Raw genomic sequence first — 15,503 nt, 5'->3', positions numbered from 1 at the left:
TCGGCTGAAAAGGCGACGGCAAGGGCGGATTTCCCTGGAGCGCTGTCTATTCATTTGAACGCACAGAGATGGCGCTAGTCTTTTGAATCTAGGGCATCTTATCCGCTTGCAGGTGATCGCGCCTGAAAGCCGGATACTCTGGGATCGACAACGGAATTCATAGACGACGTTACATTCGTCATAATGATTAAAATACGATGCTTTGGCAAAACTTCGTGTTCAAGCCTTTCTGCGAAGGTCCTCATCAGGTTTCGCATGAAGTGAGGCACCAATGACCGTATTTAATAGCGCCAAGGGGGGCGCGCAGATTCTCGTTGTTGAGGATGATCCGATTCAACGGCGTCTGCTGAAAAACGCTATCGAGCGGCACGGACACGTTGCTCATCTGGCGGAGAATGGCCGTTTCGGCCTTGAGATGCTGAAGCGCAACAGCGAGCAGATCAATGTGATCGTGCTCGACCTCATGATGCCGGAGATGAACGGCATCGAGTTTCTGAGTGCGCTGAGCGATATGGGCACCGATCTGCCGGTCATCGTGCAGACGGGGCAGGGCGGTATCGAGACCGTGGTGCAGGCCATGCGGGCCGGCGCTTTCGATTTCGTCGTCAAGCCGGTATCGCCGGAACGGATAGCGGCTTCAATCGCCAATGCGCTGAAGCTCGATCAACGTGAGGCGCGGGCTCGCGCCGGACGCAGATCGCGGACGAGCACGATCAGCTTCGACGACATCGTCTCGGCGAGCCCGGCGATGATGCGGGTGATCGATCTTGCCCAGCGCGCCGCGCAATCGAACATCCCCGTGGTGCTCGAAGGCGAATCCGGCGTCGGCAAGGAGCTGGTGGCGCGTGCTATCCAGGCCGGCAGCGACCGCGCTGGCAAGCCGTTCGTGACGGTCAATTGCGGTGCCATTCCGCACAATCTTGTCGAGAGTATTCTCTTCGGCCACGAGAAGGGCGCCTTCACCGGCGCTGCCGAGCGGCATGTCGGCAAGTTCATGGAGGCCGATGGCGGCACGCTGTTCCTCGATGAAGTCGGCGATCTGCCGCTGGAGGTGCAGGTCAAGCTCCTGCGCGCCGTGCAGCAGGGTGAGATCGAGACGGTCGGCGCACGCGTTGCCCAGAAGGTCAATGTCCGGCTGATTTCGGCGACCAACAAGGATCTGATCGAGGAGGTAAAGGCCGGCCGGTTCCGTGAAGACCTCTACTATCGCCTCAACGTCTTCCCGATCACCATGCCGGCGCTGCGTCGCCGTAAGGAAGACATTCCATACCTCGCACGCGCCTTCGCCGATCGATTTGCGCTCGAACAGAAGCTCGGTCATTCGCTTTCGATCAGTCCTGGTGCCCTGGCATTGCTGACGGCCTATGACTGGCCGGGCAATATCCGCCAGCTCGAAAACGCGGTCTTCCGCGCTGTCGTGCTGTCGGAGGGTTCGGAGCTGGTGGAAGCCGACTTCCCGCAGATTGCGGCACAGTTGCCTGGCTATTTCACCGCCGAGCATCCGACCTTAGTTGTGGATAATTCCGAGGCTTTCAGCAGCGGTATGGACCCCGACGAAAGATTTGAACGCGGCATGCGTGTCATTTCCTCCGATGCGGCTACAACTCCGCCGCTTTCGATCGTCGACACATCATCTGCTCCTCAATCGGATAATGTCATCGCCAGCACGGACCCGTTCGGCGACGTCAGAAAGCTCGCAGATGTTGAGGAAGAGCTTATTCGATTCGCTCTCAAATTCTATCGAGGACAAATGAGTCAAGTGGCAAGGAAGCTCGGAATCGGGCGGTCGACTCTCTATCGCAAGTTGAAAGACTATGGGATAGACCCGGATGACCCGCAGAAACATGCGGCCTGAGCGTATATTAACGTTTAGGCAAGCATATTTTGTTACCTGTCGTAAAGCACTTGTTAGTGCATCGTTCACCATGTATGAAGAGGGCGACCATGTGTGGCATTTTTGCCATCGTGTCACCGCAATTGACAGCCATTTGGAACACGATGCGACATTGTCTGTCGGACGGGGATCGAATTGCCGAATCTGAGTGGAAATACCAAGCCTAATAGCTTGAGCAGGCTTTTTGCGTGCTCGGAGATATTGCGTAAGGTGGCCAAGGTCGTAGCCGTTGGTCTGCTTGCGATGGCCGTTTCCACTCCGGTTTTCGTTGGCTCCCCCTCCCAGGCAGGCGGCGAAACCCGCAGCCTCAAGATCTACTACGTCCATACAGGCGAAAAGGCAGTCATCACCTACAAGCGCAATGGAAAGTTCGATCCGGACGGTCTGGAGAAACTGAACCGCATCCTGCGCGACTGGCGTAAAAACCAGCCGACCAAGATGAACCCGCGCTTGTTTGACCTGATCTGGGAAGTCTACCGCGAAAGCGGTTCGCATGAATTCATCTATGTCGTCTGCGGCTTCCGCTCGCCGGGAACCAACGAGATGCTGCGCACGCGTTCGGCCCATACGGGTGTCGCGAAGAAGAGCCAGCATATGCTCGGCAACGCGATGGATTTCTATATTCCCGATGTCAAGCTCACCAAGCTGCGCGAGATCGGCATGAAGCTGCAGGTTGGCGGCGTCGGCTATTATCCGACGTCCGGTTCGCCCTTCGTGCATATGGACGTCGGCGGCGTGCGCGCCTGGCCGCGCATGGATCGCCAGGATCTCGTCCGTCTCTTCCCCGATGGCAAGACGATGCATATTCCGGCTGATGGTCGGCCGTTGCCGGGCTATCAGGAGGCGGTTGCCGACTACAAGCGCCGCATGTCTTCCGACGATATCCAGATCGCCAGCGCTTCGCATGCGCGTCGCGGCTTCTTCGCCAGACTGTTTGGCGGCGGCGGCGCGGATGAGGAAGAGGACAATGCGGATGAAGGTGCGCCGACGACGGCAGCGCCGGCCACCCTTGTTGCCAGCAAGAAGACCGACCAGGCTCCCGCAACCGCGGATGACGGCGACGACAGCCAACCGGCTACGCAGGTTGCCAGCATAAACGCGCCTGTTCCACAGGTTCGTCCAGCCTTCGGCAACCAGCCGGCGGGCAGCGAAGTGGCTTCGGCTCTGCTGTCGCAGCCGCATAACGCCGCTCAGGATGCGCTTACCGCGGCCATGCCGGATGCAAACGGCCAGCAGGACCAGCAATATGCGGATCTTCGTGACTATCGCGTTCCCGTGCCGGCACTACTTGACCGTCGCTCGCCCGGTGATGCCGAGCTAGCCTCCGCCGAGTCGGACGCGAAGGATCAGACCGCCGACGTGCCGGTTCCGGCCGAGCGTCCGGAAGTGGCTGAAAGCCTGCTCGCCTCCGCCGATGCCGATCCGGATGCGATCGATGATGCGGCCGACGAAGGCACGCTGTCGCCGTCGATCGTGGCGGCTCTCGAACAGCATCGCGTCGATCAAGCGGATGCGAATGCCGGCGTTCCGGTCAATGTGGCTGCTAACAATGCCGCATCCAAGGACGAGATACCGCCGAAGAGTGTTGCGGATGCCACGCCGCCGGACGAGAACAATACCGCTGCCGATAATGACGCCGTCCGGGCTATTGCAGCGGTCTCGCCGCAGAAGCGGCCGGGACAGCCGATGCCGATGCAGGTTGCCGCACTTGCGCCGACTTCCAACAAAATCAAGGTCAACAGCGGCCGCTTCAACGACAGCTTCGAACCGGCGCGGTCGCAGGAGAGTCCGATTGCTGCCGGGATGGCGACCAAGGGTGGCCGGCCGAACAAGCAGGATGCCGCAGTGGCCGATGCAGGTCGCGCGACGGTGACCACCGAGCCGAAGCTGACCGAGAAGATGATCTCGCAGTGGGCGATCACCAATGCCCGCGTCGAGATCGTCAACCGCCCGGTCAAGGCTCCGCGCTTCGTCAGCCCGACGCTGCGCGCTCAGCCGACCGCCGTCTATACCGACGGCTTCAAGGTGCAGACCGCGTCGATCGACCCGGAACGCTTCAGCGGTACGGCCGTGAACTTCCTGCAAGTGAAGAAGTTCAATTCGGTCGAATAGCTGACTGCCGCCATTCCCAAAAGAAAACCGTCGACGCGGTCAGTTCCGCTTCGACGGTTTCAACTATTCATCTCATCTAGGTTCGAACGGAGCTGAACGCTGTTCCGAGTTCAGCCGAAAACGCTTTTTGGCATGCTCCCATGCAGCCAAGTGGCGGGCTTTGTCGAGCCGAAGACTCTCATCAGAGCACCAGGCTTTTATTGTACGATGGTGTCGCCGATGCCCTTGGATAGGGTTCGGGCGGAGAGCGCCCATATTTACGCCAGCCGAAAATCCGACGAAAACTGTCCGCCACGAACCACATCCTGCGGAGCCTTAGAATGGATCGTATCGACGCAATGAGGGTTTTCGTCACGGCGGTCGACGAGGGCAGCCTTGCCGGGGCGGCGCGCAAGCTGAAGCGATCGCCGACTGCGATCAGCAGGGCGCTCAGCTCGCTGGAGGCCCATGTCGGGGTCGAGCTGCTGCATCGGACGACCCGCACGCTCAAGCTGAGCGAGGCCGGTCAACGCTATGTGGCTGCATGCCGGCGGGTGCTCATCGAGCTGGAAGAGGCCGATATGGTAGCCGGAGGCGAGCGGTCGTCGCCGCAAGGCACCCTGACCATTTCGGCGCCGCCAATCCTGGGCGAAGAGGTTCTACGTCCCATTCTGGATGATTTCCTCGAGCTCCATCCGAGCGTCTCCGTTCGATTTCTGATGCTGGATCGGTTCGTCAACCTCGTCGACGAGGGCGTCGATCTTGCGCTTCGCATCGGCAACTTGACGGATTCCTCTCATATCTCGACCCGGATCGGCGGCGACGTCAGGCGCGTCGTGGTCGCATCCCCCCGCTATCTTTCTGGCAATCCCGATATCGTCGAGCCGTCCGATCTCGCCAAACATCAGATCGTGGCGTTCAGCAATTTCGGCCTCGAGTCCTGGAGCTTCACGCCGGCGAAAGGATCGCCAATACCGAGAACAGTGCATTTCACGCCTCGGTACATCGTGAACAGCGTGCGCGCCGCTGCAGCATCGGCCGCAGCGGGTATCGGTTTGACGCGGCTTTATTCTTATCACGTCGCGGAATATGTCCGGGACGGGCGGCTGAAGATCGTGCTTGCCGATGCCGAGCATCCCGCGCTTCCAGTTCACTTGCTCGCGCCACAGGGCCGCATGTCCGTGCCAAAGGTGCGTGCCTTCGTCGATTATGCCGTCCCTCGTCTGCGCGTCGAGCTCAGTCGTATAGCGACGGAGGCAGGCTCCTTGGCCTGATTATGCCGATATGCGGATGATTGTCTGCCAAAGGCCGACAATTCTCCCGAATGATGGATGCATCTAAATCAATAGCACCAACGCCGACGGCGTCGGGCGGCCCCGAAACCTCCGGCCGCTGCACTTGAAAGGATGCACATCATGAGCAGTCAACAAAAAGTTGCCATCATCACCGGAGCATCGCAGGGGATCGGCGAAGCGCTAGTTCGAGCCTATCGTGATCGCAACTATCGTGTCGTTGCGACCTCGCGGTCGATCAAGGCCAGCTCCGACGCAGGCGTACATGCTGTGGCCGGCGATATCGCCGATCCGGAAACCGCGGAACGCGTGGTGCGCGAGGCATTGGAGCACTTCGGCCGCATCGATACGCTGGTCAACAATGCCGGCGTCTTCCTTGCCAAGCCGTTCATCGAGTTCACGCAGCAGGACTTCGACCACAATATGAGCGTGAACGTCGCCGGTTTCTTCCACATCACCCAGCGGGTTGCTGCTGAAATGCTGAAGCAAGGCTCCGGCCACGTCGTCAATATTACGACGAGCCTGGTCAATCAGCCGATTGCCGGCGTACCGGCAGCGCTCGCCTCTTTGACCAAGGGCGGCCTCAACTCGGTCACCCAGGGACTGGCGATAGAATTCGCGAAAACCGGCGTTCGGGTGAATGCCGTATCGCCGGGGATCATCAAGACGCCGATGAATTCGCCGGAAACGCATGAGGCGCTTTCAGGTCTGCATCCCGTCGGCCGGATGGGTGAGATCCGCGACATCGTCGATGCCGTGCTTTATCTCGAGACGGCAAATTTCGTAACGGGTGAAATCCTCCACGTCGACGGCGGCCAGAACGCCGGACGCTGGTAGACCGCAACGCTGAAGCGGAGAGGCGCGATCACCTCTGGTGCCGCCGCCTGGTAGTTCCCGAATCCAAGTCTTGAAAGGAGACTGTCATGCCGATCGTTACCGTACAGGTTACCCGTGAAGGAACGACTCCCGACCGCAACTCGGTCACGGCAGAAGAGAAGGCTGCCATCATCGCCGGCGTCAGCCAGGTGTTGCTCGATGTACTGAACAAGCCTCTGGAATCCACCTACGTCGTGATCGAGGAGGTGGATCTGGACAATTGGGGCTGGGGTGGCCTTCCGACGGTGCAATATCGAAAGCAGCGCGCCGCAGCGGCAAAAACCTGAGCGGCAGGCCTCCGTCGCTGACGGCAACCACTGTTGAGATGGCGGGCGATGCTCTCTGCGTCGTCGCTCACAGAACACTTGCCAGGGTTTGGTCATCATCGTAGCTTTGGGCGCCAAATCTGTTCGCAGCCGCATAATTACGCATTGTCCCAAGCATCTATCGCTGTCGACGTATGGAACCGACGCGCTTATTGCATGCTTTCGCACGCCGACAGACAGATATCCGGTAAATCTAAATCAGGAGTACTGCTGATGAGCAAGATATTGATTGTGCTGACCTCCCATGACCAGCTTGGCAATACAGGAAGAAAGACCGGCTTTTGGCTGGAAGAGTTCGCGGCCCCTTATTACGTCTTCAAAGACGCCGGGGCGCAGATCACGGTCGCATCCCCCAAGGGTGGGCAGCCACCGATCGATCCGAAGAGCGATGAGCCCGAAAATCAAACGCCGGCTATGACACGTTTCAAGTCCGACAAGGCCGCCCAAGCTGTGTTGGCGGACACCGTCAAGCTCGCGACCGTCAACGCTGCCGACTTCGACACGGTCTTTTATCCCGGCGGCCACGGCCCCATGTGGGATCTGGCGGAAGACAGGAAATCCATTTCCCTGATCGAGGATTTTTATAATTCGGGTAAGCCGGTTGCCGCCGTGTGCCACGCACCTGGAGTTCTCCGTCATGTGCAATATCAGGGGCAACCCTTGGTCAAAGGCAAGCGCGTCACAGGGTTTACGAATAGCGAGGAGGAGGCAGTCCATTTGACCTCCGTTGTTCCTTTCCTCGTGGAAGATGAGCTGAAACGCCTTGGCGGCACATACGAGAAGGTTGCTGACTGGCAAAGCTTTGCCATCACGGACGGCCGATTGGTAACTGGCCAAAACCCGGCATCCTCCACGGCTGCCGCCCAGGCGCTGTTGAAGCTGCTTTGACGACGGACTGAACCAACGATGTGACCCGGAAGGGTTCGGCTTTTCACGGAAACGTGCCGAACCCTTTTGTCGTTCAATTGCTGAACTTGGATCGCAAAATCAGTCGCTGGGATCGGGATGCCTGGCGAGTCTCAGATCGACAAGGCCGCGATTTCCGTCTTTGTTGCCGGTTGCGGCGACAGCGTTGAATATCCGCTCGGCATCATCGTACATTTTGAGATTGAGATAGCAGTAGCCACGCAGAACCATCAGATCGATGCGTTCCTGCTGCAGTTGCGCCCGTTGATCGAGATAGATCAGGGTTTCCTGATAGCGTTTGGCCGAGAATGAGGTCAGCGCGCGATCGGCCAGGATGGCGACCTGCAACTCGGCGGCACGCTGGCGGCTGAGAGGAGCCTTGGCCGCAGCAACAGCCGCATTGTTCGCAAGCCCCGCGCGCAGGTAGGCGAGGCTTTGCCCGTAGGCTGCGTCTTCGCGCGCCTTGCCGGGAGGGCCGTTCAAAGCGACTTCGAAGGCTTCGATCGCTTCCATAGGACGGTTGAGGTCCATGAGGCACCAACCGCGGGAGACAGCTTCCGCGGGATTGAGGCGCTGGGCGCTGATCGTCGTGGAGCAACCCCGCGCTTCGCGCGGGCCTCGCCGAACCGTCGCAACTTGTGTCTGAGGCTCGCTATATCCCAAACGTGCAGTGGTGCGCTGCCGCGTGCCGACATTGGCCTCGGCTGGCGCCGGTGAGGTCGTGAGTGGTGGCAAGCTGGTCGGAGCCACCACCGTTTGCGGTATCGCCTGATTTGGCGAAGGCAGCGGTGCAGCGCCGATCTGGGCTTGAGGCGTGACCTCGCCGAGCCTGGCGATACGCTCCGAACGACCCGCCCATAGCCGTTGAATTTCAGCGACGCCCTGCCGGTCATTCAACTGATTGCGGGTGATGACCAGGCCGTAGGCGGAGGGTTCATCGTCAGGTTTCCAGCGCAACGCCGTTTCGAACCAGCGGGCTGCAGTTTGCGGCTGGTTTAGCGAGCGGGCATACCAGCCGAATTCCTGAGCGGTCGGCACGTATTTTTGCTCGATGACTTCGGCTGCCATACGGCCGAGCACGTCTTCGCTGAGACTGACTGGCGGCTGCAGCGCCATCACATTGGCTGTGGCAGCAAGATAGGTTGCCGTCGCATCCTTGGACTCGTTACGCCACCTGTACATGACATCCTCAGCTTCCTGAGCCTTGTGATCGGCGATCAGGATCAGGGCCAACCCCTGCGAGGCGGAAGCGGAATCGTCCTTGCTACGGGCTGCGCGGAACCACTTTTCCGCTTGGTCGTGGTTCTCACGGCGCAGATTATACCAGCCAAGGAGCAAGGCATCAGACGCGAGACCCTGGGTCTCCGCCGCGTGTTCGACTTGAGACAGATACTCCGGTGCGACCGACAGTTTCGGATCATCATTGCCCTCGGCGACGAAGCGCCGTGCAAGGTCTGTGCGGATGCTGTCGAATTCCCGGCCGCCATTGCCGTCGGCTTTCTCCAGGGCAAGAAGATCTTGCATGGGTTGGTAGGACAGCAGCGCCGACGCCTTTTGTACGGTTGCGAGCCTCTCCTGGGGATTGACGCAATTCTTCAGGATGTAGACGTAAGCATCCTCGCCGCGGGCCGTGCGATTGGTCCTGATGAAGGCCTCCGCGACCCGCCACAGAATGTCGATATCACTGCAGGTGAGCAGACTCGGCGTGTTGGCGCCGATGTCGACCACGGTTGCATATTGTTTGAGATCGGATGCGTTGACCAGACGCGCGCGCGCTTCGGCAACATCGAGACGTTCCAGCAGGTCGGCAGGCGGTTGCCATGCGGTTTCCGCCGCCTGGCGATCCGCGATGGCCTTGCGCAGTTCGGCGTAGCGGCCTTCGGAATAGAGCTGCCACATGGCTTCGAGCTGCTTGTCGCTGTTTTGCGGGACGGCCAGCGGATCGGCGGGGGGGACCCAATCCGGATAAAGTGCTTGAAGGCGGGAAATTTCGGCCTGAAGTCTGGCCTTATCGCCACGGCTTGCGAAATAGCGAAGTGCGCTCTCGTCGACTTTCGGCGGCGGTGCGGGCTGCGGCGTGGTCGATTGAGGCGCTGCCTGGGCGACGGCGTCCGATGTGTCCGGCGCCGCCTGGGCAGTGGCTGGAGTGTCTGACGTCGCTTGGACGGCGGCCGGTGTGGTGTCTGATAGAACTGCGGAAGGTGCCGCCGCTTGGATGCGGTCGGCGACGGTTTTCATGTCAACCGGTGGCGAGTTGAAGGCTACATCGACTGGCTTGATGCTTCCTGTCTGGGTGATCTGGTTTTGCGCGGCCAGTCCCAATCCCTCTTCGAGGTTGTCACGGTTTTTCATCGCGATGATAAGCCCTGCCACCGCGACTGCCACCGAAACCGTAAGTAGGGAGGATTTTATAAACACTCCGGATGTTTCTCCTCAACGAAAGCCAGGCCCAACAATTGAAGGGTCGACGGATAGTAGAGTGACGGCGCGAATTGCCGAACCGAAGCGGGCAGCTTCGCCCCGCTTGTTACACACGCCACAACATCGTTAACAATTCTATAACCTGGGTCCGTAAGTGGCTGTTTTGGCTTGCCGGTTTCCAGATCGATCGTGGCCGGCTCATCGCCTTCGACCGTCATACCCGCCTGCAGCCGCGTCAACAGCGCCTTGTCGGAAATTCCCGCCCGCGCGAGGTAAAGCGGGATGCGAATCGCATTGTAACCGAATTCGGCGTCGAAACCTTCAGCCGGTCTAGGCTTGCTACGCAGGCTCACCCAGTCCGCCGGCAATTTTCGTGGTCCCAACTGCGTCGACCGCAGCAGGGCCAGGCCGTCATCCGTCAGCTTTTGCCATTCATCGGAAGGCGCCAGCAGCGCCATGACGGGAATGGCTTCATAGACCCAGTAGGAGGGATTGACGACGGGGCCGTCTTCCCGTTCAGCGGCTCCATAGCCTTTGATACCAGGGAGCAGCAGCGTCTGTCCGCCGGCGTGAATGATGGCATGCGAAAGCAGCGCGTGCGCTATCGTCACCGCCGCCTCCAAATAGTCTTTCTTGTTCCATGCCGATCCCGCCAGCGCCAGGGCGTAAGCGATCAGCATGTCGCCATCGGAAGCATTGTTCGTATCCGTCACATGCGGAGTGACAGCCGGGTCCCATTTCCAGGCGGCGAGACCATCGTCGCGCAGCAGCAGCTCGGTTCGCGTGAAATACCATATCTGTTCGAAATCGGCGGGGCTGTTCGAAAGATAAGCGAGCAACAGACCATAGCCCTGTCCTTCGCTGTGGCTGATATTGTCATTTCCATTGTCGACGATGCGGCCGCTGGTATCGAGGAATTTCGCCTTGTAGGCAGCCCAGGCCTCAGGCGCGATTGCAGCGTGTTGCGCAGCAACTGGCTGGCACATCGTCGTAAGCGCGACGCCACCGGCAATGAGCATGGTGCGCCAGCGCCTCATGCGCGCCTGCCGATCTTCGCGAGAATTCCCGACGTCGCAACGCCGATCAGCAGGAAGAGGATGACGAGCAGGAATGCATAGGACAGAATGTTGGTCGAAAGCCAGTTTGCCGCAATCAGACGGTAGTTGGTGATCGACCAGGGTTGCGTCATGACGAAGTCGAAGCGGCTGACGGGGACCGTGTCGACCTTTCCGGTCTTGCTGGAATAGACGGTGATATGACCGGCAATCTTCGGCCAATCGACCTGGGATGTCATGGCTTCGGTCCCGGCTCGAAGGTCCTTTGCCGAGGGCGCGGTGACGATCGTCCAGGAGGAATCGCCTGTGGCGCTCGCTCCCTGAGCGATCATGAAGCTGTTGACATTCGAGGGCGTGAAGACGTGCTCCGCACCGGGCATGAACTGCAGCGAACTCAGCGAGATATCGAAATTACGGCGCATCCAATCCTGGAATCGCGATATCTGCTGCTGCAGCATGCCGCCGCCAATTCTCGAGCGCCACTCGTCGAATGTGACTGCGGTTTCCGGTTGGCCACCTTGCCCTGATGTGACGGGGCGCCAGGATGCCTGGCTGGTGGTCGCGATGTTCATCTGCGACAGGGTGGTCGTCGGCATCTCCGAAATCGAGCCTATGAAGATCGCGTCGCGGTTTCCGACGCCGCTCGGGGAGGCGATAAGATCCACATCGATGGGATGCCCGCCGACGACTGCCATCTGTCCCAGCAATGTTGCCGTTGCAGATAAGGTGTCGGTATCGGTACGGTCGATGAAGAGGGCCGCCGGCACGAGGCCACGGTTATATGGGTAGCTCGTGCCTGCCAGTGCTGCGAGGTTCGGACGTTGGGCGACCCTGGCGAAGTCCGGCATATGAAATTGGCTCGTATCGAACAGTGCGAAACGAGGCGTTGTGATGGAGGTCGTGCCGGGCATGCACGCCTGGTCTTCGTTGGTCTGCAACATCGCTTCCAGCGTCACGGTGTTGAGACCGGGTTTGAAGTGACGCATCGTCACGCGGATGGGCAGGTGCCTGAAAATGCCGCCACCGGTCGCGGTAATCGGCTTCGTCGTGGCAATGCTGCCATTGACATAGACGTCGATATGGCTCCCCGGCAGAACGTTTCTCGCATAGGCGGCATCAAGAAGGATGGTCGCCTCGCCATAGGCGTTGGCATAGAAGTCCGAGGGGATTGCCACATTGAAGCTGGTATGGAAGCGCCGCCCCGAAAATTCCGTCGTGTTGATACCCAATTGCGAGAATGAAAGGCTCGTATCCGAAAACAGGAATGGCGCGTCGGGCGCCGTCCAGCGCTGGGTTACCAGGATATCGCGACGGACGGTCGGGTCTCTGTCGGTCGGCGAGACGATGGTATCGATTGCACCGGAAACCGCCTGCCAGGATGGCCCGCTGACGAGAAGGATCGTGGAGCCCGTGCGCGGATCCTTGACGAAGGTTGCCAATGCGGCGGTTTGTGCTGCCGCGGGTGCCGAAAACAATGGTTGCAGCTCGGCCGGTGTCCCGACGAGTACCGTCATCTTTCCGGGACCGGGTGGGGGTAACGAGTCCGTACTGAAAGAGAAGGTTTCGTTCGGCATTCCGCTCAATAGCGAAAGGCCTTGAGCCAGCCGCAGCAGCGGTTTTGTGGTGCCCGGTTGCGCCAGAGCCGGCACGACGAGGTTGAATTCGGTCTTGCCGGCACCATCGACACCGATTGCTCGGATCGCATCCGTGCTCGACAGTCTTTGTGCAGCCTGCTCGCCGAAGCTGAGATAGGTCTTTGCCGGATCGATGTCGGACCAAAGTTCGTAGGTCGACTGGATGTTGCAATCGGTGCGATGGCGCTGTGTCGCTTCGAACGTCACCAGATTGGCACCCGGCTGCAGCAGGCCGCGCGGGATGTCGAAGCTTATCGAAGAGGCATTGTCCGGCGAGCCGATCTGCTGCTGGCCAATTGGGCGGTTGTTGAGAAAGATGGTCAGTTGCGAAGCCTCGGGGGCAACGACGACCGCATTCTGATAGGCGAAATTGAACTTGGCAGGGGCGGCGGCCTGTTCGGGCGTGAGGTAGATCGACCAGGATTTCCGATCATATTCACCTTCCAGCCGAAAGTTTGCGAAGGGCACCACATATCGCCGGAAGTCAGCGGCCGCGGGCGTTGCGGCCGCCTGTTTTACGGCTGGAATGGTTTGCGCCGGTACGACGGGCGTGGCCGCTTGCGGCACGACTGCCTGCGGCGTGCTTGTTTGGGGGGCGGCCGGTTGCGGGGTCACTGCTTGCGGAGCGGCCACCTTGGGAGTCGTCACCTGCGGCGTGGTCGTTTGCGGCGCAGTTGCCCGCGGAATCACTGTTTCCGGCACGATCGGCTTTGCACCTTTCGGCCGTTCGCCGGACATGTCGAAGGGCGCCGTCTGGGCGTGGACGATCGTGGCGCCAAGCAGGAAAATCAGCGCTGAAAGGACGCTTTTCATCAATTGCCAGCCTTTGCGCCTTGCTGCTCCGCCTCGCCTTCGGATCGCATGCTTCGGAAAAGATAAAGCAGACCGCGGCTTGTCTGATAAAGCGACAGGCCCAGAAACCAGATCGTCCCGCGAATGATGCCGGGATTGCGACGGCGCGCCACCTGGAACTGCGTCCATTGATCGGAGTTTGCAAACACCAGATCGGCAATCAGGCGATGATCCAGGGCACCTTTCGGAACATATTGGCAGCCGATTGTCGTTATCTCACCGGTTCGCTGAACGTTGCGGACGATGACTGGCAGCGTTTCCATTTCTGCGCCGCTATAGGGCTGAAAACGGAGCACTCCCTCCGTGCCCGCGATGACCGGATCAAGCTCCTTGTTGAAGACGTTCAGCCGTGCGCCGTGAACGGAAACGTCTTCGATCGAGGCGGAATACCATTTGCCGTTGACGCCGAATTCGCTGCGACGATTGACCCTGACGCGGCGCGAGGAGGATCGCTCGCCACGCTCCGAGACAACGCCAAGGGCACAGCCGGACAAGATCAGGTTGATCATATTCCAGCCGCCGACGACCAGCGTCACGTCTGCCTTATAGGGTTCGGCATAGATGCGGTATATTGTTACCGCAACCGCGATGATCTGCACGGCGAAAATCACGAAGAAAGGACGACTGATTTCCGAGAGGCGGCTGGTCGAGATCGATTCATCCTTGGCCGTGACCTTGAAAGTCGGCTTTCGGGGATTGAGCATGACCGAGACGACGGCGGGCAGCAAATGCACCGTCTGAACATATTCATAGAGTTCCGAAATCCACGGCCAGCGGAAGGAACCGTAGAGATAGTTCTGCATCATGAGGTTCACGAGCATATAGGCAAGCGTATAGGCCAGGAATTCGCCACCCGACGCCGTGAAGATTTCGAGATCGAAGAAAAGATAGAAGAGGGGCGCGAACAGGAAAATCGTGCGCGGAAAGGGAAAGAGCCAGAAGAGCGTGGAGGACATGTAGCAAAGACGTTGCGGCAGCGAGAGGCCGCGCTTCAGCAGCGGGAAGCGGAAGCGAAGGATTTGCATCATACCCTGCGCCCAGCGGCTGCGCTGGCCGATGAAGCTCGCAAAGGTCGCGGGCTGCAAACCGGCAATAAGCGGCTTGTCGACATAGATGCTGTTCCAGCCGCTGCCATGAAGGGCCAATGCCGTTTCGCAGTCTTCGGTGATGCTGATCCCGCTGAAGCCGTTTTGGGATTCCAGCGCAGCGCGGCTCAATACAGCCGCCGAACCGCAAAAGAAGGCCGCATTCCACTTGTCCAGGCCACGCTGAATGATGCCGTAGAACATCTCGTTCTCGCTCGGCATGTTGTCGAAAGTCCGCAGATTGCGCTCCAGCGGATCGGGATTGATGAAGAAATGTGGTGTCTGGACGAGAAAGAGCTTCGGATCGTCCTCGAAATAACCGACGGTTTCGAGCAGGAAATCGCGGGCCGGCGCATGGTCGGCATCGAAAACGGCGATCAGGTCGCCTTTCGAATGCTTCAAACCATTGTTGAGATTGCCGGCCTTGGCATGCTCGTTGCGATCACGGGTCAGATATTCGACATCGAGATCTTCGCAAAGCTGTTTGAGTTCGTCGTGGCGCGCCATTGCTGTCTGCGCTTCCAAAAGCTTGGTGGAATTGCGCTTCTGCAAAGTGCCGCCGTCGTCGAGCAGCCAAACCTTGAGCTTGTCGGCCGGATAGTCCATCGCCTTGGCGGACGCGAGTGTGTTGGCGAGAAGCTTCGTGTCTTCGTTATAGGACGGAACGAAAACGTCGACGGATGGATATTGCTGCACCTTCGATGCGCAGCCGACGCGCGGGGGCAAGGGCGTCGCAACAATGAAAAGGCTGAGCATCAGCATGGCGACGTTGTAGGTTTCTGCAAGATAGAGCAGCAGGCCAGGAATGAAGTTTTCCGGCTGATTGATGGGCGGGAGCGTGTTGGTCGTGCGCCAGTAGACGTAGCGCAAGACGATCGATGTACCGAAAGCGAGCGCGATCAGCCGCCATGTTCCTTGCGCCTTAAGGACCTTGATGACAGCCATGAAGGTAACGACCGCGGTGCTCGCGATGAGCTGCGTCTGTAGATTGACCGGCAAGGTGATCAGGACGATTCCGCACAGCGAAACCACCATCCACATCAAAATGCTTCGCGCTGTTTGCATCGACGT

9 protein-coding genes and 2 pseudogenes are annotated in these 15,503 nt (G+C 59.4%); 7 read left to right on the top strand and 4 right to left on the bottom strand.

From position 1 onward, the window contains the following. Nucleotides 1-271 precede the first annotated feature (271 nt). The 7 genes and pseudogenes from C9E91_RS15580 to C9E91_RS15555 form a co-directional block, all read left to right on the top strand. Nucleotides 272-1,522 (top strand): annotated as a pseudogene (locus C9E91_RS15580) (sigma-54-dependent transcriptional regulator); the annotation flags it as partial. A 123-nt stretch (nt 1,523-1,645) separates the two neighbouring features. Continuing rightward, a pseudogene (locus C9E91_RS20165) lies at nt 1,646-1,855 on the top strand (helix-turn-helix domain-containing protein); the annotation flags it as partial. A 174-nt stretch (nt 1,856-2,029) separates the two neighbouring features. Then, nucleotides 2,030-4,006 (top strand): peptidoglycan L,D-endopeptidase MepK, encoded by a 1,977-nt coding sequence (locus tag C9E91_RS15575; RefSeq protein WP_107109176.1) that lies wholly within the window; start codon nt 2,030-2,032, stop codon nt 4,004-4,006. 320 nt (nt 4,007-4,326) lie between these two features. Then, a complete protein-coding gene (locus C9E91_RS15570) occupies nt 4,327-5,259 on the top strand; it encodes a LysR family transcriptional regulator (protein WP_107109175.1) in 933 nt (310 codons plus the stop codon). Nucleotides 5,260-5,400: 141 nt separating this feature from the next. Beyond that, nucleotides 5,401-6,114 carry an SDR family NAD(P)-dependent oxidoreductase gene (locus C9E91_RS15565; protein WP_107109467.1) on the top strand — a complete coding sequence of 238 codons (714 nt, stop codon included), beginning with the start codon at nt 5,401-5,403 and terminating at the stop codon, nt 6,112-6,114. An 86-nt stretch (nt 6,115-6,200) separates the two neighbouring features. Continuing rightward, nucleotides 6,201-6,440, top strand: a complete 240-nt coding sequence (locus tag C9E91_RS15560) for a tautomerase family protein (RefSeq protein WP_107109174.1) — start codon at nt 6,201-6,203, stop codon at nt 6,438-6,440. A gap of 252 nt (nt 6,441-6,692) precedes the next feature. Then, entirely contained in the window at nt 6,693-7,367 is a 675-nt protein-coding gene (locus C9E91_RS15555) for a type 1 glutamine amidotransferase domain-containing protein (protein ID WP_107109173.1), read from the top strand. A 99-nt stretch (nt 7,368-7,466) separates the two neighbouring features. On the opposite strand, the gene C9E91_RS15550 is transcribed toward C9E91_RS15555, so the two are convergent. Genes C9E91_RS15550 through bcsA form a run of 4 tightly spaced genes read right to left on the bottom strand, consistent with a single transcriptional unit; the run spans nt 7,467 to nt 15,497 of the window. Beyond that, nucleotides 7,467-9,737 carry a cellulose synthase gene (locus C9E91_RS15550; RefSeq protein ID WP_210318786.1) on the bottom strand — a complete coding sequence of 757 codons (2,271 nt, stop codon included), beginning with the start codon at nt 9,735-9,737 and terminating at the stop codon, nt 7,467-7,469. A 56-nt stretch (nt 9,738-9,793) separates the two neighbouring features. After that, on the bottom strand, nt 9,794-10,843 hold the full coding sequence (locus tag C9E91_RS15545) for a family 8 glycosyl hydrolase (RefSeq protein WP_107109172.1): 1,050 nt from the start codon (nt 10,841-10,843) through the stop codon (nt 9,794-9,796). Beyond that, complete coding sequence (locus tag C9E91_RS15540; RefSeq protein ID WP_181316093.1) at nt 10,840-13,308, bottom strand: cellulose biosynthesis cyclic di-GMP-binding regulatory protein BcsB; 2,469 nt, start codon at nt 13,306-13,308, stop codon at nt 10,840-10,842. The genes C9E91_RS15545 and C9E91_RS15540 overlap by 4 nt, the downstream gene beginning before the upstream one ends. After that, the gene (gene bcsA / locus C9E91_RS15535) at nt 13,308-15,497 is read right to left on the bottom strand and encodes a UDP-forming cellulose synthase catalytic subunit (RefSeq protein ID WP_107109171.1); all 2,190 of its coding nucleotides are present in this window, start codon (nt 15,495-15,497) and stop codon (nt 13,308-13,310) included. Before bcsA ends, C9E91_RS15540 begins: the two co-directional genes overlap by 1 nt. Between the last annotated feature and the right edge of the window lie 6 nt (nt 15,498-15,503).

It is taken from the genome of Rhizobium sp. SEMIA4064, assembly GCF_003025035.1.
In the GTDB taxonomy this organism is placed as follows: Bacteria; Pseudomonadota; Alphaproteobacteria; order Rhizobiales; family Rhizobiaceae; genus Rhizobium; species Rhizobium paranaense.
The sequence above is the reverse complement of the archived record's forward strand: the minus strand, read 5'-3'. Positions and strand labels throughout refer to the sequence as shown.

What these genes read in the sequence shown, in the direction of transcription:
- C9E91_RS15570 (WP_107109175.1), top strand. Translation starts at nt 4,327, where the DNA reads ATGGATCGTATCGACGCAATGAGGGTTTTCGTCACGGCGGTCGACGAG.
- C9E91_RS15565 (WP_107109467.1), top strand. Translation starts at nt 5,401, where the DNA reads ATGAGCAGTCAACAAAAAGTTGCCATCATCACCGGAGCATCGCAGGGG.
- C9E91_RS15560 (WP_107109174.1), top strand. Translation starts at nt 6,201, where the DNA reads ATGCCGATCGTTACCGTACAGGTTACCCGTGAAGGAACGACTCCCGAC.
- C9E91_RS15555 (WP_107109173.1), top strand. Translation starts at nt 6,693, where the DNA reads ATGAGCAAGATATTGATTGTGCTGACCTCCCATGACCAGCTTGGCAAT.
- C9E91_RS15550 (WP_210318786.1), bottom strand. Translation starts at nt 9,737, where the DNA reads ATGAAAAACCGTGACAACCTCGAAGAGGGATTGGGACTGGCCGCGCAA.
- C9E91_RS15545 (WP_107109172.1), bottom strand. Translation starts at nt 10,843, where the DNA reads ATGAGGCGCTGGCGCACCATGCTCATTGCCGGTGGCGTCGCGCTTACG.
- C9E91_RS15540 (WP_181316093.1), bottom strand. Translation starts at nt 13,308, where the DNA reads ATGAAAAGCGTCCTTTCAGCGCTGATTTTCCTGCTTGGCGCCACGATC.
- bcsA (WP_107109171.1), bottom strand. Translation starts at nt 15,497, where the DNA reads ATGCAAACAGCGCGAAGCATTTTGATGTGGATGGTGGTTTCGCTGTGC.